This is a genomic window from Rhizobium etli 8C-3, from assembly GCF_001908375.1.
Lineage (GTDB): Bacteria > Pseudomonadota > Alphaproteobacteria > Rhizobiales > Rhizobiaceae > Rhizobium > Rhizobium etli_B.
This window is the reverse complement of the sequence record NZ_CP017244.1, coordinates 286,559-311,458: the sequence shown is the minus strand read 5'-3', so window position 1 is coordinate 311,458 and position 24,900 is coordinate 286,559. Positions and strand designations below refer to the sequence as shown.

The window sequence follows — 24,900 nt, the reverse complement described above, 5'->3', positions numbered from 1 at the left end:
TCTGGCTAAGCAGCCCGCAATGGATTGGAAGTAAAATCGGCTGTTATGCCCACTCCTGCAGATATCGCAAAAATGGAGCCGCCGCCTTCGGCAGGGGCACCCGATCAGAGCCGACGACGGCATAGGTCACGGGCAAGGCTGGCTCCAGCGGCACGAAGGCCAACGGCATTGAGCGGTACTCGTTCGCCAGCAATTCGCTGACGATGGCGATCCCCAGGCCTTCAGCGGCAAGACCGCAGGCGCACCCCACCGAATGCGCCTCGATCGCTGGGCGCTGGCGCAGTCCCTGTTTGTAAAAGAACGCCTCTAGCTCATGACGCACCGGACGCTCACGATTGAGCAAGATCAGGTCGCATGCCCTGAGATCGGCGACTGTCAGCATGTCGCGGCCGGCCAGCGGATGGTCCCGGTGCAGCACGCAGATATTGCGCGATGGCAGCTCGTGTTCGAGCCGCAGCCCCGGAGTTGGCGAGGGAAGGCGCGTAAAACCGATATCCGCCTGCCCGTCCGCCACCATGCGCTCGATCGCCAGATAGCTGCCGGATGCAACCTCGATCCGGACCGGGCCATTCTCGGCAAGAAAGCGTTTCACAAGGCGCGGAACAAGCGTGACGGACAGGCTCACCGGAAACGCCAGCCGCAAAGGAATTTCTTGAGAACGGCCGTTCTCCAGTTCCAGTGCCAGCACTTTCAGCGCAGTCAGACGGTCGGAGATTGCCCGGATCTCCGGTCCCAGCTGCAATCCCTCGCGCGTCGGCGCCAATCGGTTCTTGTCCCGCTCGAACAATCGCACACCAAGATAAAGTTCGAGCTGATGCAGAAGCCGGCTGGCATTCGATTGCGAGATGCCAAGTTCACCAGCCGCCGCGATCGTCGATCCCGTCGCCGCGATCGCGTCATAGGTCTGGATGTGCTTGACGCTGATCGTGACATCGCTGCCCTTCGTCATTCCTGCTCCCGAAATTGAATAGATCGACCCGCAAACCGCATAAGATTGCACCGCCTTGCGAAGTCCAACATCCTTGCGCCCATCAACGAAGACTTTGTGGAGGCATTCGTCAATGGCGACGGTTCTGGAAAAAATCGCCGATCATATCGTTTCGAGAACAAGCTTTTCTCCCGTCGCCATGGCGAGCGCTCAGGAGGCGGTTATCGACACGATCGGCTGCATGCTGGCGGGTGCTGCCGATCAGGCACCGCAAGCCGTGGCAAGGGCATTCTCCGGACAGATCGGCGCGAACGGCCCCCCGGCGATCCTGCGAGGCGGGCAGTCATCACCGTCGGTCGCGGCGCTGATCAACGGGACGGCCGCTCATTGTCTTGATTTCGACGACAACTTCCATCCCGCCCGGGCCCATGCCTCCGCGGTGTTGGTTCCGGCCTTGCTGTCGATTGCAACCGCCGATGCGGCAATCTCGGGACGACAGTTCCTGCACGCTTATCTCGCGGGCCTTGAGGCACAGGCTGCCGTCGGCTTCGGGGTCAATCCTTCGCACTACAATAGGGGATGGCATGGCACGTCGACCGTCGGCTGTATCGGAACGGCCGCCGGCGTAGCGATCCTTCTGGGCCTGAATGCAACAGAGATCGCCCAGGCGATGAGCATCGCCACAAGCTCTGCCGCTGGTCCGAAAGGCCAGTTCGGAACCCCCACCAAGCCTCTTCATGCCGGCATGGCCGCGCGAAACGCGGTCGAGGCGGCTCTCCTGGCGCAAGCCGGCATGAGCGGACGGCTGGACATTCTTGAGCGTCCACAAGGCTTTCTCGATCTTTTCGGCGGTGAGGCCTGCGCCGGGTGGCAGACGCTTTCGATGGGCGATAGTCACATTATCGAAACGCATGGCCTGGTGACAAAGCTCCATCCCTGCTGCGCCTCCACGCACCGCGCCATCGATGCGGCGCGCGACCTGCAGATGGAATATGACTTTTGCCTGGACGACGTGCTTTCCATCGAAACAAAGTTGGGACGATCCGCGGTTGACAATCTGGCCTATCCAGACCCTGTGGATGAGATGCAGGCACGCTTTTCCATGCAATATTGTCTCGCCACTGCGCTTTACCAAGGCAACCTTTCGCTGTCCGATTTCACTTGCGCTGCAATTTTTCGTCCCGAAATTCGCCTCCATATGCCGAAGATATCAATGAGCGCCTACCATGCAGCGCAAGAGCACGGGATCGAGCGCCTTCCCCATCACGTCACCATCGACCTTAGAGATGGACGTAGACTGAAGACTGAGCGGCTCCATGCAACCGGCTCGGTCGCCGTGCCTCTTACAGCCGCCGAGCGACGCTCCAAATTCGCTGATTGCCTGCGTTGGGCAGGACTGCGAGCCGAAAAGACGCATGAGGCGTTCTTGAATTTTGAGGACGCCGCATCCCTAAAGGAGATGTTGAACAGCTTTGAAAGGTCCACCGCTCCCTGACGCGCCGGCGCTTGTCCTTGGGGATGGACATGTTGGCCGTTGCAAGGTCTTCCAGCACGACCGTTCCGCCATCTTCAATCTCAGGATCGGCGCACGCGTCGCAGCGGATATCATGCTGCCATGGCAGGTCAGAGGTCTCACGATGTTTTCTCCTCAACGATCGATGGCGCACCAAACTCGGCTGTTGCGAAATGTTCCGCCGGTCGAGGCTTTCCAATATCAGCGGCAATCGTTTTCGGCGGAACAGAGGATCTCGGCACGAGTTCTTCCCGAGGGCGCCCAGAACAAGATCGAATCCGTCCTTGGCGCCTGGCTTGAACAGCAAGCCTTTCCACCAAGAAGGAGGAAATGATGACCTCGTCCAAGCATGCAAAGACCACCAAACCACGCGACATCGACCTGTCTGACGATCCAGGCATCGGCCGTTCCCGCGGTATCGTTTCTCCGCCGGATGACGAAGCACTCCAGGCCGACAATACCGTCGAAGGCGATACCGCCAACGACACGACGCCTCAGGGCGGCATCGATCCGCGTCATCGAGGCCGGACTAATAAATAGCAGTGAGGACTGGTCACAGCTCGAGCAACGCGTAGGGCTTTCCAGTCGGCTTTTCGACATGGGATGCGACATTGTAGACCGGGGCGCCGCCCGGGGTGCGGCCCTCATAGGATCCGCGATGGGCATGGCCATGGACGACCGCATTCACCCGAAACCGGTCGATCGTTTCCGCAAGCCGTGAAGAACCGAGGAACGGATAGATTTCCAACGGCTCGCCCGCCACGGTTTCGGCGATCGGTGCGTAGTGCAGCACAACGAGTGAACGATCCGAACGCACCTGTCGCATCGCGTTTTCCAAAAGCATCGATTCCTCGACACTTTCGGCGACCATCGCCTTGATGGCGGTTTCGCCGAATGAGCCAAGCATATGGCGCCCGAAGCCGCCGACAAATCCCTTGACGCCGACGAAACCGACGCCGGCGATCTCCGCGGCCTGGCCGTTCAGCAATTTCACGCCGACGTCGGTCAGAATTTTGCAAACATCGTCGACCTGGCCGCTTTCGTGATCGTGATTGCCGAGGACGGCAACGGTCGGCACGGTGCAATGGCGCAGATCGCTCGCAAGCAGTTCGGCTTCCTTGGGCCGGCCGAGGTCGGTCAGATCGCCTGCAATCACCAGAACGTCGGCAACCGAGGAAATTTCGGCAAACAGATCCTTGTAGGATTTTGCGCCGTCTTCCGTGACGTGGAGATCGGCCACCGCCGCAATCGTCACGTTCTTTCGCTGATCATCCATCACGTTTCTCCTAATCTCCTCGCAGTTCGCCTTCGCCGCCGACATCGGCAAAGCCCCATTCCTTGACGTCGATCTCGAAATCGACACGGGAATACATCCGGCCGCGGCATATCTTCATTTGCGGGAGCGGCAATTCCTGCTGCGCCTTGAGCCGGTTTAGAAGCTCCTCCAGCAACCACTGCGGAATCTTGTCGCGCTCGGTCGGGTAGATCCACCTGAAATTGAGAAGATGGATGAGTAGGACTTCCCAATGGACTTCGAGATAACCGAGCAGCTTGCGCCAATCGATGGAATCATGCGCCTTCAAAATGACGTGCGCGACGTCGGCGCCATCATAGCGGTGCCGCAACTGGACAAAGCATTTGGACCAGACGAGTTCGGTCGGACTGACGATCCTGACAGTGTGACCGCACATCTCGACTTTGCGCGCGTCCTCGAACCAGTCGTCGCCAACAGGCATGGTGCCGTTGGACGAAGCAAATATGACATCGAAGAAGTGATTGCCCTTCAGGACCTTTCCAAGCCAGCGCTCATCTTCGACTTCTACAGCGTAACCTTTGGATTTGAAGTGCCCCAGGATACGGGCATAGTCGCCGGCTTTGCAAAATATGTCGAAATCCTTCGTCTGGCGCGAAATACCGGTGTAGGCGCACACGGCGTAGGTGCCGGCGACTAGAAACGGGATACGGGACTTCACGAGTTCCTGAACGGCTTCGGTGACGAACGGCTCGGCATCCGGATCGATGAGCTGCGGAACCGCCTTTGCTTTCATGAGCACGTCATTGTTTCTGTCCTGTCCGGCTGTTCGCGCGGTCATCGTCGATCCCTGCGTTGATACGCAAAGCAACACCTGGAGTGGCTCGATGTTCCCAGGCCTTTCGTTTCAGGCGATGGCCTTCGATGGGCAGCGGGCAGGAAAACCTCCCGGATCGGGCCGGAACTTCGCAATCTCCGCGTCGTTTGGACCATGACAAGCGCGTCCGCGCCCAAAAAATGCTTTGCGATAGCTGAATTTGGAGGATGCCATGGACAGACGAGCAAAACTATCGACCGGCACAAGCGACAGACCAAGCAAGGAAACCATTGCCGGAAGCGGGCCCGGCATTCCCGACGACAGCGGCCGGAAGGTCGAGCCGACGGATGAGGAAGCCAAAGGCAAGAAAACTTCGCTGTTGAACGATCGGCGCGACGATCTCAAGGACAAGCTTGATGAGCAGATCGATCTTCCCCAAAGGGGTTCGCCATGAGCGAGATGAGAAAAGACAGGTCTTCCACCTCGGTTGCGCCGGATACGAAAGCCGGCGACGGGAAAGGCGCGAGGAGCGAGAGCTCGGATAAGGATCCTGTCCAGCGACCATCGTCATCGTCTGCCGGAAAACGCACCAGGCTCAATGCCGGCAGAATTGCGCTGGCTCTGATCGGCACGATTGGTGTGGTGGCATTCATCCTCTATGTGACGATCGTCCTATACGGCCTGGTCAAAGGTTCCTGATCGCGCCCGCCGGTGCGATAGATGCGGTCGATCGCCTCCGCGACCGTGACGCTGGCGCTGGCGTTCCATGCAAAGTTTGAGTTGACCGTTTTCGATGGCGAGGCGAAACTTGCAACCGGCAGCAGGGCAGGAGGAAAAGGATGGAGGAGCCAGACAGCTGGCGCCACATGGCAAGCGCCCCCAAAGACGGCAGTCGGATCATTGTCACGATCCGCCCGTCCGAACAGGGGCCGGCAGAGGTTGACCTCGCCTATTGGTCAAATGGCGATCAGTTCGGCGCAGAAGGCTGGCGCGCCTCTGATTCTTCGCCCGGCCGCATCATCGAATATGCCGAGCCGGAATTGAAGTGCTGGATGCCGATGCCCTCGGCCAACCTCAACCGCGACTCGATGCCCTCGCCTTGGGAAGGCGACGACGCCCAGCAGGTCGACGGCTCAGGAATCTAGACCCGCACCGCATGAACCAAGAAAGTCTGCCGGAATGGCGATGGCGCATTTTCCGTAACCTTTCATTGTCGAGCGCGCCGCCGAAGACCGCGAACTTTCTTGAAGCTGCCGGGGACTTGCCAATCTCGACAAGTACCCCTTCACGGCTTTCGTCGTGGGTCCTCGTAACCTGTCGCGGTCGGGGATCCGCTCCTCGTTCACCGGCAGCGTAAAGTTGTCAGGCGTGGGCCTATTGCGGTGTCGCCTGGGACCGCTTCGTCCTTACAGTGACGACAAAGGCGGCCGTAAACAGGATGGAGAGCATCAACACAATGGTCGGCGCCGGTGCGCTATCAATGTAAAAAGAGAGATAGATTCCAGCACCTGAAGCGATTAAGGCGATGGCCACCGACAGGATCAGCATCCTGCTGAAGCTCCGCGTCAGCAGGAAGGCAATAGCGCCCGGTGCAATGAGCATCGCGATGGCGAGAATAATTCCGACTGCCTTCAACGCTCCGACAACGGTCAGCGAGATCAGGCAAAGCAAGCCGTAGTGCAACAGGTTGACCCGAAGGCCGACGGCCCTCGCCTGGGTCGGATCGAAGGCGTGCAGCAGGAAATCCTTCCACTTGATGCCGATGATCCCCGCGGTCAATGCCGCAATGACGGCTGCCTCGGCAATGTCGCGCCAGGCAACGCCCAGCATGTCGCCAAACAATATGTGGTCGAGATGCACCTCGGACTGGATCTTGACGTAGAGCACCAGGCCGAAGCCGAACATGCCGGAAAACACGATGCCCATCACCGTATCCTGCTTGATGCGGCTGTTGTCTTTCAAAAAGCCTGTCGCGACCGCGCAAAACATGCCGGTGACGAAGGCGCCGACTGCAAAAGGGATGCCGATGATATAAGCAATGACCACGCCGGGAAAAACCGCATGGGAAATGGCATCGCCCAGCAATGACCAGCCCTTGACCACGAGAAAGCAGGAAAGCAACGCCGTCGGCACGGCCACAAGCATCGAGATGACCAGCGCATTGACCATAAAGCTGAACTGGAAAGGCAAAAGCAGCGTCTCGAGGATATTCATTGACGGGCCTCGTTAACTTCGGCCGCCCTGCGGCGCGCAGCCAGCATCCCGTGTTTGGGAGCAAGGAAGAAGGCGGCAAGGAAGAGGAGGGTCTGCAGCACGACGATGATGCCGCCAGTTGCGCCGTCCAGGAAATAACTCGCATAGGCGCCGACGAAACTGGTCGCCGCGCCAATGACGACGGCGATCGCGAGAAGCCGTGGAAAGCGGTCCGTCAGCAGATAGGCAGTGGCGCCCGGGGTCACCACCATGCAGATCACGAGGAAGGCACCTACCGTCTGGAGGGCGGCGACCGTCGAGGCCGAAAGCAGCGTGAAGAACATGATCTTGAGTGCATCTGGATTGAGGCCGATCGACCGTGCATGGGTCTCGTCGAAGAAGGTGACCATGAGGTCCTTCCACTTGACGATCAGGATGGCGAGCGAAACAAAGCCGATGATGGCGAGCTGGAGAGTGTCCTCCGGCGTGATGGCGAGGATGTTGCCGAGCACGATGGTCTGGACGTTCACCGAAGTTGGCGACAGGGACACCATGAAGAGGCCGAGCCCGAAGAAGGAGGAGAAGATCAGACCGATAATGGCGTCCTCCTTCAGCCTTGTACGCTGGTTGAGAAAGAGCATCGCGGCCGCCGCAAGGCCGCCGGAGAAGAAGGCGCCGGCCGAAAAGGGAAGTCCCAGCATATAAGCGCCGGCCACCCCGGGGACGATCGAATGGGAAAGCGCATCGCCGATCAGTGACCAGCCCTTGAGCATCAGATAGCAGGATAGGAACGCGCAGACACCACCGACCAGAGCCGACACCCACATGGCATTGAGCATGTATTCGTAGGTGAAAGGCTCAACGAGAAAGGCCATCAGCGCGGACCTCCATCGCCCCGTGGCTCGTTCGCCACGAGCCGGCCATCTTGCAGCACGAGCGGGCGTTCGTCATCGGTCATCACATCGATCGGATGTGACTGGCCATCCTTGGCCTCGGCCAGCATGAAGTGGCGCAGCACGCCACCAAAGGCTTTTTCAAGATTAGCCTGCGTGAAAGTCTCGGCAGTCGTGCCATGGGCGAGCACAGTGCCTTTGATGAGCACCGTACGGTCGCAGAATTCAGGCACCGAGCCGAGATTGTGCGTGGAAACCAGCATGACCCGGCCCTCGTCGCGCAGTTCGCGAAGCAATGCGATAATCTGGTCCTCGGTCTTGACGTCGACACCGGTGAAGGGCTCATCGAGCAGGATGACGCGTCCGTCCTGGGCGAGCGCACGGGCCAGGAAAACGCGCTTCTTCTGCCCGCCCGACAGCTCGCCGATCTGGCGCGTGCGGAAGTCGGCCATGTTGACGCGTGCGAGTGCCGATGAGACCGCAGCGTGATCGGCCGCCTTCGGAATGCGCATCATGCCCATGTGGCCGTAGCGGCCCATCATGACGACGTCTTCGACAAGGACTGGGAAATCCCAATCGACCTCCTCGCTTTGCGGCACGTAGGCGACGAGGTTCTTGCGCAGCGCCTCACCGACTGACATCCCGAGCACTCTTATGTCGCCCTTGGCGAGACGCACGAATCCCATGATCGACTTGAACAGCGTCGACTTGCCTGAGCCGTTGACCCCGACCAGCGCGGTGATCGTGCCCATCGGGATCTGGAAACTCGCATCCCAAAGACCGGTATGGCCATTGCGGTAGGTGACGGTGGCGCTTTTCACCGCAATGCCCGACCCCGCATCGAAAGACGCGGGGCGGGCAAGATTGCTGAGGGTTTCATTCATTGCGACAGGCCCTCGACAAGGCCCTTTTCGACAGTATCGGAGGTGACACGGAGCAGATCGATATAGGTCGGCACGGGTCCGTCCTCTTCGCTGAGGGAATCGACATAGAGCACGCCACCGTAGTGTACGCCGGTTTCGCGCGCCACCTGCCTGGCCGGCTTGTCGGACACGGTGCTCTCGCTGAAAACGGCAGCGATCTTGTTGGCCTCGACGGCATCGATCACTTTGCGGACCTGTTGTGGCGTTCCCTGTTGATCGGCATTGATCGGCCAAAGATAGAGTTCCTTCAGGCCAAAGTCACGAGCGAGGTAGGAAAAGGCGCCCTCGCTTGAGACCAACCAGCGCTTGTCCTCGGGAATCTGTGCAAGCTTTTCTCGGATCGGCGTAATGGTCGCCTCGATTTTCTCTTTATAGGCGGCTGCGTTGGCCTCGTAGGCCGCGGCGTTCTTTGGATCGTATTTGACGAATGCATCTCGGATGTTGTCGACATAGATCAGGCCATTCTTCGGCGACATCCAGGCATGCGGATTGGGCTTGCCGGCATATGGTCCCTCGGCGATGCCCATCGGTTGAACGCCTTGCGAGACGACGACACCGGGAACGTCACGGAGATTGACGAAGAACTTTTCGAACCAGCGCTCGAGATTGAGGCCGTTCCAGAGGACAAGTTGAGCGCCCTGCGCCCTTTGTATGTCACCAGGTGTCGGCGAATAATTGTGGATCTCCGCACCCGGTTTGGTGATGGATTCGACGATGGCGGCATCGCCCGCCACGTTCTTGGCCATGTCGGCGATGACCGTAAACGTCGTCACCGCCTTGAACTTCTCCTGGGCTGCTGCCGGCATCGCTGTGACCGCCACGAGTGCTGCCGCGATCAGTCCGGCCAACAAGCGCCCTACCCGTTTCAACATGCCGATGCTCCTTGCTGCGAATGATTTGCATATGCAGTCTTATGGAAAGGTCCACATCTTTGCAAGTGCGACTTATTCGCAATTATGAGTAACTCATGAATTCGATCTTGCCTTAAAGGGGGCAGCGACCACCACGGCGCTGCCGCCCGATTGTGCGGAAAAATATACACCCCGACCTGTCGGATTTCGCAAGGGGCCTTCGTCTTATGATCGGCACTTGCGAAAACACCAGACAGCGAGGAAAGACGAATGTTCCGCACAGCCCTGATCGCAGCAGCTCTCAATGTCAGCAGCTTTCTCGTTGCCGAGGCACAACCGGCGGCCAACCGCGTCAAGGTCAATGGCATGCAGATCTATTACGAAGTCTCCGGCGATGGCGACCCGCTGGTCGTGCTGCACGGCGCCTATATGAACATCCCCTCCATGGGATCAATTATCCCGAAGCTCGCCAAAACCCATAAAGTCTACGCGCTCGAACTTCAGGGCCACGGCCGCACCACCGATATCGACCGGCCGATCACCTATCCCAGCCTGGCCGACGACGTGGCAGCCTTTATGGACGCGGTCGGGCTCAAGAAGGCCGATATATTCGGTTACTCCATGGGTGCGGCCGTCGGGCTGCAGGTTGCCATCCGCCATCCCGAAAAGGTGAACAAGCTGATCGCAGCCTCCGTCGCCTATGATGTTGAGGGCTGGCAGCCGCAGTTCAGGGACTTCATTCCGCAAATGACGGTGGAAATGTTTGTCGGCATGCCTTTCGCCGAGGACTACCGCAAGCTTGCCGCCAATCCCGATGGTTTTCCTGCCCTGGTCAAGAAGCTGATCGCGCTCGAACACCAGCCGATGGCATGGGAAGCGGACGTCAAGGCGCTGAAGACACCGGTGCTGATCATTACTGGTGACGCCGACGTTGCGACACTCGAACATTCCGTGGCCATGTTCCGGCTGCTCGGCGGCGGTACGATGGGCGACATGGGCAAGCCGCTGCCGGCATCGCGCCTGGCCGTCATGCCGGCGACGTCGCACACGGCTGTCATCAACCAACCCGAGCTACTGCATGCCTTCATCGAGCCGTTCCTGAAAGGCGACACGCCGAAGGGCATGTTCGACTAGCGTCGGCATCGCTGCCGGTCGCAACTTCCCATCGACGATCAAGCCAATTGTGACGCGCGGCACCCAGAACAAAGGCCACATGGTGAGCCTTCGCATCCAGGCCGCGCAGCGGACAGATTTTTTCGCCATTAACGAAACAACGCGCCAAACCGATGAAAATCACGAAAGCCTGAGTTTCATCGCGAACGGCCTGCCGCTTTCTGCTGCTCACCATCGATATCGGCTGCCCTCGCGCGGTCTTATCGCCTTCGAACAGGTGCCGGCGATCTGAAATACTGGCATGAGGAGCCTTTGAGACCACGCTTCAGGCATGGGTTCTTCTGCCATCCGAAATGGAAATAGACCACATCTCCGTAAGCAAAGGCAACTAAGAGATCCTCAAGGCCGGGACCTCAGATCACGAGGCTTTGGCGCTGTAGGCCAGCTCATCATCGGGGGCGGCCGCCTCCAAATGTCGGCGCGCAAATTCCGTGGCTGGCACGGGCCGCCCCACGTGAAATCCCTGAACATCGTCAATTCGAAATTCCCGCATCAGCTCGAGCTGTTTCTCCGTTTCGACGCCTTCTACAAGAATGCGATGCCCACGATTGCGGATGAGCCGAATTATATCGCGCAGCATGGATCTTCCACGCGCCGTATCGCTGTCGTGAAGGAAGGAACGATCAATCTTGACGGTGTCGAAGTCGATCAGTCGAAGCCAGGAGAGGCCCGCGAAGCCGGTCCCAAAGTCATCCAGCCAAATCTTGATGCCAAGAGCTTTGAGGTCGCTGATGCAACGGATAACATCCGAATGCATCTCCAGTTCGAGCCCCTCGGTAATTTCGAACGCGATCCTTGCGCCCATCACGCCAGTCTCGGAAAGGACGGCGGCGACGGAAGAGGCAAAACCAGGTGCTCTCAACTGGATCGGCGAAACATTGACGCTCACGAGTTGGACATGATTTTCCGCCAGCAGTTCCCTGCAAACCGTGCGCAGCGCCCAATAGCCAAGTTCCATGATGGCACCGGTTCGCTCGGCCACCGGAATGAAGAGGCCTGGCGGCGCTTCGTTGCCGTCAGGCATGTTCAGTCGCATGAGAGCTTCAACCGCATGCACGTTGCCACTTTCGACGTCTTGAATCGGCTGATAGACAAGGGAGACGAGGTTCTGAGGCACGGCAATCTTCAAAATCGCCGCTATGTGCGCCGTTTCGTCACCGCTTTGGGGATCGTTCGGATCGAAAAGTTCTGCGCAATTGCGGCCGTTTGCTTTTGCCGAGTAAAGCGCGCGATCTGCTTCGTTGATGATCTTTTCAAGTTTCGAACCGGATTCTGGTCTAGTGACTGCCGCGCCAACGCTGACCGTTACCACCGGCACCCCGTCAAGACGCTGCCCGTGCGCAATTTTAAGGTCTTCGACGGTTCGGCGGAGTTTTTCCGCTAGATCCGCAGCCTCCACATCGTTGCGCAGGGCCGCGATAACGATGAATTCCTCGCCGCCATAGCGCCCAATCGTCGCCCCTATGGGCGCCACGGCGTCGTCAAGAGCCGTCGCCACAGCGATCAGGCATTTGTCCCCCTCCTGATGACCATAGAAGTCGTTATATTTTTTGAAGAAATCGACATCGATCAGAAACGTGGCAAATTCGATCCCCTGCGTTTGCCATTTCTCCCAAAAGTCACGCAACTGCTGGTCGACGGCCCTTCGATTTTCAAGTCCGGTCAATGGGTCGGTATTCGACAGTCTCAGAAGTGCCTTTCCACGCTCCGAGGCTTCCTGGTGCTGGAGGTCTGCCTCGTGGGCGTTGAGGAAGACGTTGAAGCGTTCCTTGTTAAGCTTCCAATTCACATAGGAAGTGAATGTGAAACACGACAAGTAGAACGTCACGAAAGCGAGATCGTAGGAAGGACCGGGACTGAAGACTGTAAGCGATGCAAGGAAGATCGCCAGCACCAGGCTCGATGCGATAACCGACAATGAAAAGCGAAAACTGAAGAAGAGATTCGCGCCCATCATGAAGATCGCGCCGAACACCATATAGTAGGACAGACTTTCAACGCTTGTCGTCAACAGCGTCGGAATGACCCATCCCGCATAGCCCAGCACCAAGGCGGCCGCGCATGTCAGATCGAGGTAATTGGTACGGACGCCGTGTCGGAGTTGAACTTCGAGTACGAGCAGGGCTCCGAGCCCGACGATCACCCGCGCGATTATGGTGAAGATCGCCACATCCGGAACAAGCAGCAGGTCGGTCACGAAGAACATCAGATAGACGGGGACGGCCAACCAAAGGCCAGCGCGGGTCGATGCTCTGCGTCGCTGATCGCCCTGTTCAAGATAGAGAGCGCGCAGCTCGCAGGACTGATAAGCCTTTTGCTGCGCAAAGAGCGTTGTCTCGACTTCTGCCAGCGTGTGCCTCATGCACGGTTCACCCGAACTCATCGATATTGAAGGGTTCCGCCCGCTCCCGCGACGTCGAAACAATTTGCTGTCATTGCAGATCGCACAGCCAAGGTTATCGCGACGATAGTTATTGCCGATGAAGTTTTGGTTAAGCCCCCATCCCGGCACAAGGTTACCGGGCGACAATGGGTTACTGATTTTCCGAGATGGCGCCATTTATAAAACTCTGGCGCGAGGCAATTTCTTTTTCTATAATTAGCTTAGTATTAACGGAAAGAACAAAGTGAACCGATTTCAGACAGTTCTCGATGGAGTTAGTCTCGTCACCCCTGATCTCATCGCAGGAAGTTCAAAAATATCAGACAGCGGGTATCTGCAAGAACGCTTCATTGAAGGGCGTGCAGAACTGGCCGTTTTGCTCGCCTTAAGCGAGCAGCAATTCCAGAACCGCTTGCCGGCAGCAGAAATCGTCCGCGATCTGACGACGCGGCTGAGCGACCTCAGGCAAAAGCTGCCTTCCTCCGTCTGGCAGCGCCTCACGCCCATTGCTCGCGAACATCCCGTCGCTGCCTATCTGCTTGAAGATCCCCTGACGCGCTGGTCCTTCGAAAAACCTCGCGGCTACTCGGGCGACGCTCAACTTCTCGACTTCATTTATGAGCATCCGAGCATGAGCCCGGCGATTGAGCAGGCTTCCGCCCTGGGACGGGATCTTTATGCCTACACAAAGCAAGCTTCGTCATCTGTCGCTGTGCGCGAAAGGCGTAGCATTTTGACCGCAAAGGTGGACGCCATCGCATCTGATCGGCCGGGCGACACCGAGATTCTGACGATCGCTGCTGGACATCTGCGGGAAGCGGACCAGTCGCAAGCGTTGAAGGAAGGCGCAATCAGTCGCTGGGTGGCGCTCGACCAAGACCCGCTCAGTGTCGGATCAGTATCGCGCGACTTTGCCGGAAGTCGGGTCGAGGCCATCAATGGCTCCGTACGCACGCTCTTGTCACGTTCCCAGCAACTGGGGCGTTTTGACTTCATCTACGCTGCCGGCCTCTATGACTACCTTGCGCACAACGTGGCAGTGAAGCTTACCGAACGTTGTCTGCAGATGCTCAAGCCCGGCGGCCAGTTTCTATTTGCCAACTTCGCGCGCGACATACGCGTCGAGGGATATATGGAAACCTTCATGAACTGGGCTCTTCTGTGGCGGTCTGAATCGGAGATGTGGTCGATTATCGGCGGCCTGCCAAATCAGGATCGTTTTGAAGCAAAGGTGCAGTTCGGCGAAAACAGGAACGTCCTCTACGCGATCCTGCAGACCTGACGTTCGATGCCAATGCCAGCGGCCCGAGACATAGACGGCCCTCCTGCCCCACGGCTTAAGTGAACAAGCCAGCAAGAGCGCCGCGCCTGAGCGCGGCGCTGTTGTCATCTCTGCAGGTTTAGACTGCCAGGACCGCGGCGCAATCGCCGGGCTTTATCAGTCCCGGAAAATGCCGCGCAGCGAGGATTCCCGTCATTTTCGAGCGGAGCTCGACCGGAAGACCACCGGTCCTTCCGACCTGATGGATGCGAGCCACGACCTCACCCTTTCGCACGGCCTCGCCGAGGTCGAGCGCAAATTCGACGAGCCCCGCCTCCTCTGCAAAGAGGAAGCAGTCTTTATCCGGCATGTCGAGCCATTGGCTTGGCTGCGGATCGACAACGCCCTCAACGATGCCGGCATGCTTCAGAACGTTCATCACCCCGCGTTTGGCAATAGCTGCGCCTTTGGCCGTCGCCGTCCCGCCGCCGCCGAGCTCGGTGGTGATGAAGATTTTGCCCATCTCCTCGGCGGCTGTGTCGTACATGCCGACGGCGTCGATCTCCAGCATTTTCATCGAGTAGGGCGCTCCGAATGCCTGAACGAACTCGAAACCCTTTGCCTCCTGTTTCTTGTCTGGAAGAACGTGGGCGGCGCAGAAGGGCAGAAAATCGAGTGTCCTGCCGCCTGAATGGAAGTCGAGCACAATATCGGCAAGCGGCAGAAGGACCCGCTGGAAATAATCGGCAATCTTCTGTGTGACCGTGCCGTCCGGTCTGCCCGGAAAGCTGCGGTTCATGTTGCCCTTGTCGATCGGCGAGGTTCTGGTCTGTGACAGGAACGCCGGGTAGTTCATGGCGGGGACGATGATGACGCGGCCCTTGACCTCTTCTGCCCGAAGCCTGCGGGCAAGATCGAAAAGTGCGATTGGCCCTTCATATTCATCGCCATGGTTGCCGCCTGTCAAAAGAGCAGTCCGGCCTCGGCCATTTCGTATGACGGTGATCGGGATCATGACAGATCCCCATGCCGAATCATCGCGGCTGTAGGGCAGCCGCAAGAAACCATGCTGAACGCCGTCCACCTCGAAATCGACCGTCGCACTGATCGGCGATGGGCGCATTGTTGTATCGCTCATCATCCCATCAGTCCTTGACCATCAACTTTCGCGGCACATTGGCGAGGCACTCGACGCCAGTCTTCGTGATCAGAATGCTTTCGGTCGTCTCAAAGCCCATGTCTTCGAGCCAGAGACCTGTCATGAAATGGAAGGTCATGCCTGGTTTCAATTCCGTCTTGTCGCCGGGACGCAGGCTCATGGTCCGCTCGCCCCAATCCGGGGGATAGGAAAGCCCAATCGGATAACCAGTACGATTGTCCTTCACGATCCCGTATTTCTTCAGCACCGCAAAGAAGGCATTGGCGATGTCTTCGCAGGTGTTGCCGGGTTTTGCGACGGCAAGGCCAGCCTCCATGCCTTCGAGGGTTGCTTTTTCCGCATCGACAAAAGCCTGCGTCGGCTTGCCTAGGAAAACGGTGCGCGAAAGCGGCAGATGATAGCGATTATAGCAGCCGGCGATCTCGAAGAAGGTTCCCTCGCCGTCTTTCAAAGGCCGGTCATCCCAGGTGAGATGCGGGGCAGAGGCCTCCACGCCCGACGGCAGCAAAGGCACGATGGCCGGGTAATCCCCACCGATCCCGTCGACGCCTCTTGTGCCTGCATCATAGATCTCCGCGACGAGATCGCATTTGCGCATACCGACTTCGATCTTGTCGAAGATGCGCTGATGCATTGCTTCGACAATGCGTGCGGCATTGCGCATATATTTGACTTCCGTCTCGCTCTTGACGGCGCGCTGCCAGTTAACGAGCGCCGTGGCGTCGACGAAACGGGCATTCGGCAGATGCTTCTGCAGCGAAGCGAAGGCAGCAGCCGAAAACCAGTAATTGTCCATCTCGACCCCGATCGAAACCTTGCCGAGGCCGCGGTCCGTCAGGATGCCGGAGAGGTAGTCCATGGGATGGCGCTCGGTCGACTGCACGTAGTGATCGGGATAGCCGATGATGTTTTCATGCTTCAGGTAGGCGGTGAGCTTCGCGCCATTGGCGTCCTGCCCGCGACCGAACCAGATCGGTTCGCCAGAAGGCGGCACGATCACGGCCTGATGCACATAAAAGGACCAGCCGTCGTAGCCGGTTAGCCAGGCCATGTTCGATGGATCGCTGACGATCAGCACTTCGACGCCCCTGGCTTCCATCGCCTTTCGGGTCTTGTCGAGGCGGGCGCCGTATTCCTCGAGCGAAAATTTGAGTCTAGGCTCACTCATGGTTTTTCTCCTTGTCCGGTGCCGCACCGGATCAGCTTTCGAATTTCGTTCCGGCGTTGGCGGCGCTGGCTCGCGCAAAGGCAAGCGTGGCGATGGCGGTGTCCTGTATGCCGGTGCCGGTCAGGTCTGCGATCGTGATTTGCATTGCGTCCGAACGGCTCTGACGTTGACCGGCTACGATCTGTCCAAGCTCCGGAAATGCCGCGTCGGCGGCAACCGCGCCTGTTGCGATCGCGTGGTGGAGTTCGCCCAGCCGACGCGTCTGCTTCAGGCTGTCGGCGACATAGAGCCCCGCCTTGGCAAACGCGACGGGATCAATCTCGTTCTTGTGTTCCGCATCAGAACCCATGGCTGTCACATGCTGGCCGGCCTCCAGCCATTCGGCCTTCAGGATCGGTGTTTGCGAAGGCGTGGTCGTGACGATGACGTCGGCCCCGGCGACCGCATCCTTCGGGTCCGCCACGGCGGTGACTGCCAGGCCAAGCGCGTTTGCGAGCTGTGCGGCGACACCTTGCGCCTTGGCAAAATCGCGCGCCCAGATCCGCGCCTGGCAGATCGGCCGTACCAGCATCAGCGCCTCAAGCTGCAGTTTCGCCTGCACACCGGCCCCGAAGATTGCCGCGACCTTCGAGTTCTCGCGGGACAGGTGCTTTGCTGCGACGGCTCCCGCAGCCGCCGTTCTGACATCGGTCAGGTAGCCGTTGTCGAGGAGCAATGCTTGAACAAGGCCGGTTCTGCTGGAAAGCAGCACCATCATTCCGTTCGTGCTTGCAATCCCGATTTTGGGATTGTCGAAGAAGCCGGGACTGATCTTGATGGCAAAACTCTCGATGCCCGGGACGTAGGCCGTCTTCACATCGACTTCGCCACGATGTTCGAAAACGTCGAGTCTCAGGATCGGGGGCATGGAGACAGCTTTCGTCGCCAGCGCTGCGAAGGCGTCCTCGACGCAGCTGACCGTATCAAGATCGAGAGCGATGACCTTCCGGAGATCTGCTTCGGTCAGAATGACCATGGAACTCATGCCGCATCCTTTCTGCCAGGCGCGGTCGCGCCGTTGATCACACGTCGATGCTGCTCCATGTCGACATTGCGGCCTGACAGGATCGCAACCACCGGCCCGCTGATCTCGATCTTGCCGGAAAGCAGCGCTGCAACCCCGACAGCACCCGCTCCCTCGATCACCTCGCGTTCCACCCGATAGGTATGACGAATGCCCGCAGCGATCTCCGGTTCGCTCAGAAGAACGACGTCATCAAGCAGGTCGCGGCACATCGACAAAGTGAGCTGGTTATTGAGGCCGATGCCGCCACCCAAGGAATCGGCAAAGCTCTCCTCTTCCTGGACCTCCACCGGGCGCCCTGCCTCAAGGCTTGCTTTCATGGCAGCACCCCGCTCCATGGTGAGGCCGATGATGCGCACCTGTCGATTGATCGCTTTCAGCGCGGCTGCGACACCACAGGCCAGCCCGCCGCCCGACAGCGGCACGAGGACCGTTGCGGCATCGGGGCAATCCTTGAAGACTTCCAGCCCGAGCGAGCCCTGCCCCGCAATCACCCTGGCGTCATCAAAGGGTGGGACCGCGACCAGCCCGCCCTTTTGTACAAGTCGGTCAACCTCCCGCTGGGCGTCGTCCTGCGAGCGTCCGATGATTCGAACATTTGCGCCGAGCCGGCGGATCTCGGACACTTTGTTTTCGGGAACCAGCCGGGACATGCAGATGGTCGCCGTAGAACCCTCGGCCCTGGCGGCAAAGGCAAGCGCGCGCCCGTGATTGCCGGTCGAGGCGGCGACGACGCCGCGCGCCTTCTCCTCTGCCGAAAGCGAGAGCACGGCATTGGTGGCGCCGCGCAACTTGAAACTACCGGTGATCTGCTGGTGCTCGAGCTTCAGGTAAACGGCTGTGCCTACGCGTTCGCTGAGTACGTCCGACCTTATCATCGGGGTTTTCCGGACCCGGCTGGAGATGCGCTCGGATGCAAGAATGATGTCCCGCAGGCCGACTGGCAAAGAAGTGCTCATGACATCACTCCGGATAAGGCATTGTCATGAGAAGGGCGACCTGCGGCCACGCTTTCTTCTCGCCGCACAGCCTCAGGCAGGCCCAGGCAGTCGCAAGGTTGCTGCTGACCACCGGCTTTCCGATCTTGCGTTCGATCCTGCCTGCGACCTGGGCGGCACGCAGCGCCGTGCAGGAGATGAAGAGGGCATCCGATCCTGGCGCAGTTGCGTCAAGCCCAAGCGCTGCGATGTCGTCCGGCGCAATCCGCGCCATCTCGCGATCGTCGGTGAATCCAAGGCAGGTGAATCGGTCTATTTCGAAACCGAGCTCTGTAAAATAATCCGCCATCGGCCTGCTTGTTGCGGCAGTGTAGGGCGTCAGGACCGATATTCTTTTTGCGCCGAAGGCGCGCAGTCCCTTGACCGCAGCCGCCGTTGGCGTGACAACCGGCACGCCGGGCTTTGCAGCGGCGATTGCCGCCTCGACCTTGGCGTCACCGATGACGACCGATGCCGACGTACATGAATAAAGGATAGCGTCAAGCGGTTCGTCTGGCAGGATAAGCCCTGCTCCTGACGTCAGCGAAGGCTGCATTTTCAGGAGGTTTTCCGGCGTCGTCGGATTGGCGTAATGGATGCGACTCACATAGACGCCGATGCGATTGCTGGCGACCATTCGCTGGAAGTCGACTTCCGTCGTATGGTCGGTTGCAAGGATCACGAGGCCCACGCGCTTTTCCACGGGGCGTTCGTCCAACCGCGGACGGTGACTTGCCGTCAGGATATCGATCGTCGCCGTCATATCAATCTTCCCTCCGCGCATAGCGCTCTTCGAGCCAGCGCAGCCCGATCACCGAGATCAGGCTGATTGCCAGGAAAAAGACGCCGACCAGGGTCATCGGCTCGATATAGCGGTAGTTGCTGTTGGCGATGCTCTTGGCCTGGTTCATCAGCTCGAGCACGGTGATCGCAGAAAGCAGCGGCGTCTCCTTGAACATCGCGATGAAGTAATTGGCGAGTGCCGGGATCATCGGAGGGATCGCCTGCGGCAGGATGACATGGATCCATGCCTGGCGCATGGTGAGGTTCGTCGCCTTTGCCGCTTCCCACTGCCCACGCGGCACGTTTTCGATGCCGGCGCGGTAGACTTCCGCGGTATAGGTCGCATAGTGCAGGCCAAGGCCGATGACGCCGGCGACAAGTGGCGCAAGTCTGATGCCGATGTCCGGCAGCACGTAGAAGATGAAGTAGAGTTGTACCAGGAGCGGCGTGCCGCGGATGAACTCGCAGAAGAAGCCGACGCTGCGCGCCAGCACGGTGACAGGCGAACGCCGTACAAGCGCTATCGCAAGGCCAAGGGTCGCCGCAACCACCGCGCCGAGTACCGTGGCAAGAATGGTGATCTTGAAGCCTTCGATGAGCGTCGGCATGATCTGCCAGACGAAGTCCCAGTCCCATTCCATCGGCTAGCCCCTCATCCCGTCGAGACCGCGGCCCATGCGCCGCTCAAGCCAGCGCATCGCCGTCGAAATTGCCCAGGCCATCAGGAAGTAAAGAACGAGAATGGTCGCAAACGGGATCAGCGTGTTGCCTGTCTGTGCCCGCACAACCTGCGCCTGGAAGGTCAGATCCGTCAGCGAGATCAGCGAGACGACGGCCGTACCTTTGAGAAGTTCGATCGCATTGTTGCAGAATGTCGGCAGCATCAAGGGCAGCGCCTGCGGCAGGATGATGTGGCGCATGCGCTGGTAGCGCGACAGGTTGAGCGCGATGCAGGCTTCGGTCTGTTCGCGCCCGATGGCCTTGACGGCACCGCGAACGACTTCTGCTGCATAGGCGCCGACATTAAGTCCGAGAGCAAGAACGCCGGCCTGGAGCGGTGTCAGGGTGAGCCCCGCAAAGGGCAGCACGAAATAGACCCAGAAGAGCTGCACGAAGATCGAGGTGCCGCGAAAGAACTCGATATAGGCTGTTGCAAGCGCCCGCACGGCGAAGAAAGGCGACAGGCGTGCAAGCCCAGCGACGAATGCCATCACAAGCGCCAATGCCGATCCCATCAGCGTGAGCTTGATGGTGACGAGCGCACCTTCCAGGATCAATGTGAGGTAGCCGGACCATACCGACATCTGGACGGGTCCCTTTCAGGAGATTTGAGGAACCGGCTCCGCGCGTGGGCGGAGCCGGACGTCGGCGGGCTACTTCGCTGCGCAGAGCTTTTCGCGGCTGGTCGACATTGCGGCTGCGGCCGAGAAGCCGTAGGGCTCGATAATCTTTGCGAACTCGCCCGATTCCTTCATTTTCTTGAGCTCGACATCATAGGCGTCGCGAAGGGCAGCGTCCTGCTTGCGGAAGGCCGCACCATCGCAATAGACGGGGGCGCCTACGACCGGTGCGACCGTCTCAAGGTTCGCATCGTTGGCCTTGGCCATCAAATCGTGGATCGACAAAACCGGCAAGGAGTAGGCGTCGATGCGGCCATCCTGCAGCATCTTGATGCCGCTCTGGCCGTCAGGGACAACGATGACACGATCGCGCGGCACGCCGGCCTCAAGCGCGAGCTTTTCTTCGGTGCCACCGCCCGGTGCGCCGATCTTGGCATCCGGATTGTCGGCGATATCCTTGTAGCTCTTGAGCTTCAGCGGGTTGCCCTTCTTGACGGCAAAGGCTTCCGCGTCGCAGAGCATCGGCTCCGAATAGGCAACAGCAGCACAACGCTCGGGCTTCATGAAGAGGCCGGCGGTGATCGCATCGTGACGGCCGGCCTGCAGGCCCGGGATCATCGCTCCATATTCGGAAATCGAGGCGACAACTTCCTTGACGCCGAGACGTTCAAAGATCACGCGTGCAACGTCGGGGGCAGCGCCCGACACCTTTCCGTCCGCGCCGACCGAGGTGAACGGCGGCTCGTTTGCAATGGCGATGCGGGCAAAGCCCTGCTCTTTGAGCTGCTCGAGATCGACGGCCTGTGCTGGCGCAACCGCTGCCGAAAGAAGTGCGGACAATGCGGCGGCACCTAGAAGAATTGTCGTTTTCATGTTCCCTGCTCCTGGTTTTCCTTGGATTATCGCTTTGGGCTGCATGGCGGTCAGATGCGATGTCCGGCCGCGATGATCTTGCGCAGGAAGATTTGCGTCCGCTCCTGCGTCGGATTGCGGAAAATGTCGTTGGGACTGCCTTCCTCGACGATCTTGCCGCGGTCGAAAAAGAGTACGCGGTCGGCGAAATCATGGGCAAAGCCCATTTCGTGCGTGACGAGAAGCATCGTCATGTCGGTTTCCGACGCGAGGTGCTTCATGACGCTCAACACCTCCTCGACGAGTTCGGGATCGAGCGCCGATGTCACCTCGTCGAAGAGCATGATCTTCGGTGACAGCGCGAGGGCTCTGGCGATTGCGACACGCTGCTTCTGGCCGCCGGACAACTGGGCAGGTACGCTCTTGGCTTTGTCAGCCATGCCGACCATGTCCAGGAGCTCCATCGCACGCTTTTGCGCATCCGCCCGCTTGATGCCTTTCGTCAGCATCGGCGCAAGCGTCACGTTGTCGAGGACACATTTGTGGGGAAACAGATTGAAGTGCTGGAAGACCATGCCGATCTTCTCACGCATTCGGTGCAGGTGGCGCTCGTCGGCCGGCACAAGCTCGTTGCCGCGCGGCATGTGATAAAGCTGCTCGCCGTCGACCTCGATATGACCGCCGCTGATCGATTCAAGCGTCATCAGGATGCGGAGAATGGTCGTCTTTCCCGATCCCGACGGCCCGATCAGTGCCAGCTTCTCGCCCGGCATGACATTCATCGACAAACCGTCGAGTACGGTCAGTGGACCGTACTTCTTGACGATGTTGTCGATGCGGATGATGGGCGCCGTCATTCATCTCTCCCTGTTGAGACAGGCAATGCACTAACGATGACGGCCGATCGAAATCATGTCAATTCGCAAAATAATATCATGACAATTATTCTGACTCTGCCCATTTCGCGGGCAGCAGCGTCAAATCGCAAGCAGCAGCGCCTCTGGATTTCCTTGCGCCAGAGATGCGACAATGCCCAGGCCGGTTCGCAATTCGTTTTCCGTGGTCGAGCCGAGCGAGATGCGCACGGCGGGGGTCCACCCCTGGTCGGCAGTCCTGAAAGAGGTGCCGGGTGCAATTGCAACGCCCCGCAGGCGGGCCTGCGACACGAAGGAATCCTCCTGATGGGCGCCCGAAAGCGGCAGCCACACGTGCAGGCTCTGGGGATGGGCGCGATAGGCCAGGCCCGTCAATGTCTCTGCGGCGATCGCATGCCGGCTCTTCAACGCCTCGCGCTGCCACCTGACAAGTTCCAGAGCCGTACCGTCGCTTACCCAGCGGGTGGCGATTTCGGCAATCGCCGGCGTCGCCATCCAGCTCGAAACGAGATGGCGGTTGGCAACAGCGGCGACGTAGCGGTCGGGTGCTGCGAGATAACCGATGCGCAAGCCCGGTACGGTGATCTTCGTGAAGCTCGTGACATAGAGTGTGCGCTCCGGCGCAAAAGCGGCAATCGGCGGTGCGCGATCTTCCACCAACGGACCCAGGATGTCGTTTTCGATGATTGCGATATCATGGCGTGCGGCGACATCGGCAAGCTGCTGGCGGCGATTTGCACTCATCAGCGCCGCCATCGGGTTGATGACGGACGGCTGCAGAAAGACCGCCCGGATCGGGCCCCTGCGGCAGGCCTCGTCGAGGGCTTCGGGAATCATGCCCTCCTCGTCGATCGCCAAGCCTTCCAGATGAAGGCCGAGATAGGTGGAGAGGGGCACAAGCGTATGGTGGCTGATGGCTTCGGTCGCAACGGTGGCGCCAGGTGGGGCAACGCTCATCAACGCGACGGTCATGCCGGAGGTCGCTCCGTTTGTAAGGCAGATATTCAAAGGAGAGACGTTCAGGCCGCAGCGGGAAAGCCAGTCGGCCGCAATGGCGCGGTGGCGCGGAAAGACCATGTTCGGTCTGAAAGACAGGGCCGAACTTGACGGAAGATTTTCCGAAAGCCAGGCGAAGGCTTGGCGCATTTTTTCAAGATGGACCTGCTCGCAGACCGGCTTGAGGATCGAAAGGTCGATCACCTCGCCGAGCCGCTCCGGCAGGTAGGGCGGTTCGGGCTCGCGCGGCTGCGTCTGCACGAAGCTGCCGCGGCCGATCTCCCCCGATATCAGGCCCCGTCGGATCAACTCGTCGTAGGCCCGGCTCACCGTCTGTACGGAAAGCTGCAGGTCGTCGGCCATCTTCCGGTGCGGTGGCAGCCGGTCGCCGTCCGAGAGCTTTCCGTCGGCAATCGCGCGGGCGATCTGCTCGGCGAGCGAAAGATAAGCCGGCCGGCGAAGCTGGGAGTGATCGGGGCGCCAATTTGTCATGATTTAAACACTGATGAAAATCAGTTCAATTGACAATGGTAAAATGGGCTCCCATTGTCTTTTCCTCACCTTTGGAATGATTTGCGCAGCTGGGAATGCTATGAAACTCGACGCCATCGATCTGCGTATCCTCGACGCCATTCAGCGGGATGGACGCATCACCAAGCTGGCGCTTGCCGAAAAGGCCGGCCTTTCGCCAACACCTTGCTGGATGCGGCTTAGAAAGCTGGAAAAGGCCGGCATCGTTACCGGCTACCACGCCCGCGTCGCGCTTCGCCGGATCGCTCCGGTTGCGAGCGTCATTGTGGAAGTGACGCTCGCCAACCATCGCCAGAGCGACTTCGAGCGCTTCGAGCGTGTGATTGCCACCATTCCGGAAGCCGTCGGCTGCTGGTCGGTCGGCGGCGGGATCGACTATTTCTTGAAGATCGCAGCGCCCGATATCGACGCCTACCAGCGGCTGATCGATGACCTGCTTGACCGTGAACTCGGCATCGAGCGCTATTTTAGCTATATTGTCACCAAGACGGTCAAGGACGAGACGGTCCTTCCCGTTGGCTCTTTGATTGGCCGTCCGTGAACAATCTTGGACGACGTCAGTATCGGCTGGATGTGAGCGCGCATCGGCAGGGGAACCCGAAGCCAACCAGATCCGCTCGGGTTGGAAGAACTCTTAATCATCTGCGATGAGGTTAACGCCGACAAGGTGGCCGACGCCTCATGCTGTTGTCGGTCGACGGCAAGGAGCATTGTCCTTTGACCGCGGGCGAAGGGATCGATCGGATGGAACCGTAAGCCCGTGCAGGTGTTAAGAACGGACAAGCAGGTATTTGCTCAACTCAAACAGGGGATTTCCATGAACAATCTTATTTGGCTTGTTGGTGCCGTCGTCATCATAATCGCGATTTTGAGTTTCTTCGGCCTTCGCTGAGCGTCAGACGCCGGTGATGAGACATGCTGCAGCCTGCCGCGCACCGCGCAGAGCTGGCTGCCGCTGTTCATCAGAAT

At 59.3% G+C, this 24,900-nt stretch carries 27 protein-coding genes; 9 read left to right on the top strand and 18 right to left on the bottom strand.

What is annotated here, in order from left to right; translation table 11 throughout:
* Positions 1 to 43: 43 nt before the first annotated feature.
* A complete protein-coding gene (locus AM571_RS26350; protein WP_074063986.1) occupies positions 44 to 949 on the bottom strand; it encodes a LysR family transcriptional regulator in 906 nt (301 codons plus the stop codon).
* A gap of 112 nt (positions 950 to 1,061) precedes the next feature.
* Here AM571_RS26350 and AM571_RS26345 point away from each other — a divergent pair, with 112 nt between their 5' ends.
* Both AM571_RS26345 and AM571_RS26335 read left to right on the top strand, forming a co-directional pair.
* On the top strand, positions 1,062 to 2,423 hold the full coding sequence (locus tag AM571_RS26345) for an MmgE/PrpD family protein (RefSeq protein WP_074063985.1): 1,362 nt from the start codon (positions 1,062 to 1,064) through the stop codon (positions 2,421 to 2,423).
* Positions 2,424 to 2,774: 351 nt separating this feature from the next.
* Positions 2,775 to 2,981: a hypothetical protein gene (locus AM571_RS26335; protein WP_074063983.1), complete on the top strand. Its 207-nt coding sequence runs from the start codon at positions 2,775 to 2,777 to the stop codon at positions 2,979 to 2,981.
* A gap of 13 nt (positions 2,982 to 2,994) precedes the next feature.
* Here the strand turns inward: AM571_RS26335 and AM571_RS26330 are convergent, their stop codons facing one another.
* Together AM571_RS26330 and AM571_RS26325 are read right to left on the bottom strand one after the other, a co-directional pair.
* Positions 2,995 to 3,717 (bottom strand): metallophosphoesterase family protein, encoded by a 723-nt coding sequence (locus AM571_RS26330; protein WP_074063982.1) that lies wholly within the window; start codon positions 3,715 to 3,717, stop codon positions 2,995 to 2,997.
* A 10-nt stretch (positions 3,718 to 3,727) separates the two neighbouring features.
* The gene (locus AM571_RS26325; protein WP_074063981.1) at positions 3,728 to 4,534 is read right to left on the bottom strand and encodes a nucleotidyltransferase family protein; all 807 of its coding nucleotides are present in this window, start codon (positions 4,532 to 4,534) and stop codon (positions 3,728 to 3,730) included.
* A 208-nt stretch (positions 4,535 to 4,742) separates the two neighbouring features.
* On the opposite strand from AM571_RS26325, the gene AM571_RS26320 reads away from it, so the two are divergent.
* The 3 genes from AM571_RS26320 to AM571_RS26310 all read left to right on the top strand — a co-directional run bounded on the left by AM571_RS26320 (position 4,743) and on the right by AM571_RS26310 (position 5,655).
* Positions 4,743 to 4,964 carry a hypothetical protein gene (locus AM571_RS26320; protein ID WP_074063980.1) on the top strand — a complete coding sequence of 74 codons (222 nt, stop codon included), beginning with the start codon at positions 4,743 to 4,745 and terminating at the stop codon, positions 4,962 to 4,964.
* Positions 4,961 to 5,209 (top strand): hypothetical protein, encoded by a 249-nt coding sequence (locus tag AM571_RS26315; protein ID WP_074063979.1) that lies wholly within the window; start codon positions 4,961 to 4,963, stop codon positions 5,207 to 5,209. The genes AM571_RS26320 and AM571_RS26315 overlap by 4 nt, the downstream gene beginning before the upstream one ends.
* A 140-nt stretch (positions 5,210 to 5,349) precedes the next feature.
* Positions 5,350 to 5,655 carry a hypothetical protein gene (locus AM571_RS26310; protein WP_074063978.1) on the top strand — a complete coding sequence of 102 codons (306 nt, stop codon included), beginning with the start codon at positions 5,350 to 5,352 and terminating at the stop codon, positions 5,653 to 5,655.
* Between the two features lie 229 nt (positions 5,656 to 5,884).
* On the opposite strand, the gene AM571_RS26305 is transcribed toward AM571_RS26310, so the two are convergent.
* From AM571_RS26305 to AM571_RS26290, 4 genes are read right to left on the bottom strand one after another with little or no spacing between them, the layout of a single operon-like run.
* On the bottom strand, positions 5,885 to 6,724 hold the full coding sequence (locus AM571_RS26305) for a metal ABC transporter permease (protein ID WP_074063977.1): 840 nt from the start codon (positions 6,722 to 6,724) through the stop codon (positions 5,885 to 5,887).
* A complete protein-coding gene (sitC, locus tag AM571_RS26300; RefSeq protein ID WP_074063976.1) occupies positions 6,721 to 7,578 on the bottom strand; it encodes an iron/manganese ABC transporter permease subunit SitC in 858 nt (285 codons plus the stop codon). The genes AM571_RS26305 and sitC overlap by 4 nt, the downstream gene beginning before the upstream one ends.
* Positions 7,578 to 8,480 (bottom strand): manganese/iron ABC transporter ATP-binding protein, encoded by a 903-nt coding sequence (locus tag AM571_RS26295; RefSeq protein WP_074063975.1) that lies wholly within the window; start codon positions 8,478 to 8,480, stop codon positions 7,578 to 7,580. Before AM571_RS26295 ends, sitC begins: the two co-directional genes overlap by 1 nt.
* Positions 8,477 to 9,391, bottom strand: coding sequence for a metal ABC transporter substrate-binding protein (locus AM571_RS26290; RefSeq protein ID WP_074063974.1), 915 nt, complete (start codon positions 9,389 to 9,391; stop codon positions 8,477 to 8,479). The genes AM571_RS26295 and AM571_RS26290 overlap by 4 nt, the downstream gene beginning before the upstream one ends.
* 249 nt (positions 9,392 to 9,640) lie before the next feature.
* Here AM571_RS26290 and AM571_RS26285 point away from each other — a divergent pair, with 249 nt between their 5' ends.
* Entirely contained in the window at positions 9,641 to 10,504 is an 864-nt protein-coding gene (locus tag AM571_RS26285; RefSeq protein ID WP_074063973.1) for an alpha/beta fold hydrolase, read from the top strand.
* A gap of 49 nt (positions 10,505 to 10,553) precedes the next feature.
* Positions 10,554 to 10,775 (top strand): hypothetical protein, encoded by a 222-nt coding sequence (locus AM571_RS26280; RefSeq protein WP_074063972.1) that lies wholly within the window; start codon positions 10,554 to 10,556, stop codon positions 10,773 to 10,775.
* 126 nt (positions 10,776 to 10,901) lie between these two features.
* Here the strand turns inward: AM571_RS26280 and AM571_RS26275 are convergent, their stop codons facing one another.
* Complete coding sequence (locus AM571_RS26275) at positions 10,902 to 12,905, bottom strand: putative bifunctional diguanylate cyclase/phosphodiesterase (protein ID WP_081377208.1); 2,004 nt, start codon at positions 12,903 to 12,905, stop codon at positions 10,902 to 10,904.
* Between the two features lie 265 nt (positions 12,906 to 13,170).
* Between AM571_RS26275 and AM571_RS26270 the strand changes: the two genes are divergently transcribed.
* A complete protein-coding gene (locus AM571_RS26270) occupies positions 13,171 to 14,208 on the top strand; it encodes a class I SAM-dependent methyltransferase (protein ID WP_074063970.1) in 1,038 nt (345 codons plus the stop codon).
* A 118-nt stretch (positions 14,209 to 14,326) separates the two neighbouring features.
* On the opposite strand, the gene doeB is transcribed toward AM571_RS26270, so the two are convergent.
* The 10 genes from doeB to AM571_RS26220 all read right to left on the bottom strand — a co-directional run bounded on the left by doeB (position 14,327) and on the right by AM571_RS26220 (position 23,892).
* A complete protein-coding gene (doeB, locus tag AM571_RS26265; RefSeq protein ID WP_074065581.1) occupies positions 14,327 to 15,325 on the bottom strand; it encodes a N(2)-acetyl-L-2,4-diaminobutanoate deacetylase DoeB in 999 nt (332 codons plus the stop codon).
* Between the two features lie 7 nt (positions 15,326 to 15,332).
* Positions 15,333 to 16,514 (bottom strand): ectoine hydrolase DoeA, encoded by a 1,182-nt coding sequence (gene doeA, locus AM571_RS26260; protein WP_074063969.1) that lies wholly within the window; start codon positions 16,512 to 16,514, stop codon positions 15,333 to 15,335.
* A 31-nt stretch (positions 16,515 to 16,545) separates the two neighbouring features.
* On the bottom strand, positions 16,546 to 17,538 hold the full coding sequence (gene eutC / locus AM571_RS26255; RefSeq protein ID WP_074063968.1) for an ectoine utilization protein EutC: 993 nt from the start codon (positions 17,536 to 17,538) through the stop codon (positions 16,546 to 16,548).
* Positions 17,535 to 18,536 carry a hydroxyectoine utilization dehydratase EutB gene (gene eutB, locus AM571_RS26250; RefSeq protein ID WP_074063967.1) on the bottom strand — a complete coding sequence of 334 codons (1,002 nt, stop codon included), beginning with the start codon at positions 18,534 to 18,536 and terminating at the stop codon, positions 17,535 to 17,537. The genes eutC and eutB overlap by 4 nt, the downstream gene beginning before the upstream one ends.
* 4 nt (positions 18,537 to 18,540) lie before the next feature.
* Entirely contained in the window at positions 18,541 to 19,317 is a 777-nt protein-coding gene (gene eutA / locus AM571_RS26245; protein ID WP_074063966.1) for an ectoine utilization protein EutA, read from the bottom strand.
* A 1-nt stretch (position 19,318) separates the two neighbouring features.
* Positions 19,319 to 19,978, bottom strand: a complete 660-nt coding sequence (gene ehuD / locus AM571_RS26240) for an ectoine/hydroxyectoine ABC transporter permease subunit EhuD (RefSeq protein WP_074063965.1) — start codon at positions 19,976 to 19,978, stop codon at positions 19,319 to 19,321.
* A 3-nt stretch (positions 19,979 to 19,981) separates the two neighbouring features.
* Entirely contained in the window at positions 19,982 to 20,641 is a 660-nt protein-coding gene (ehuC, locus tag AM571_RS26235) for an ectoine/hydroxyectoine ABC transporter permease subunit EhuC (protein ID WP_074063964.1), read from the bottom strand.
* Between the two features lie 69 nt (positions 20,642 to 20,710).
* Positions 20,711 to 21,550: an ectoine/hydroxyectoine ABC transporter substrate-binding protein EhuB gene (ehuB, locus tag AM571_RS26230; protein WP_074063963.1), complete on the bottom strand. Its 840-nt coding sequence runs from the start codon at positions 21,548 to 21,550 to the stop codon at positions 20,711 to 20,713.
* 50 nt (positions 21,551 to 21,600) lie between these two features.
* Complete coding sequence (gene ehuA, locus AM571_RS26225) at positions 21,601 to 22,386, bottom strand: ectoine/hydroxyectoine ABC transporter ATP-binding protein EhuA (protein ID WP_074063962.1); 786 nt, start codon at positions 22,384 to 22,386, stop codon at positions 21,601 to 21,603.
* Between the two features lie 120 nt (positions 22,387 to 22,506).
* Complete coding sequence (locus tag AM571_RS26220) at positions 22,507 to 23,892, bottom strand: PLP-dependent aminotransferase family protein (RefSeq protein ID WP_074063961.1); 1,386 nt, start codon at positions 23,890 to 23,892, stop codon at positions 22,507 to 22,509.
* Positions 23,893 to 23,992: 100 nt separating this feature from the next.
* Here AM571_RS26220 and AM571_RS26215 point away from each other — a divergent pair, with 100 nt between their 5' ends.
* A complete protein-coding gene (locus tag AM571_RS26215; RefSeq protein WP_074063960.1) occupies positions 23,993 to 24,472 on the top strand; it encodes an Lrp/AsnC family transcriptional regulator in 480 nt (159 codons plus the stop codon).
* Positions 24,473 to 24,900 lie beyond the last annotated feature (428 nt).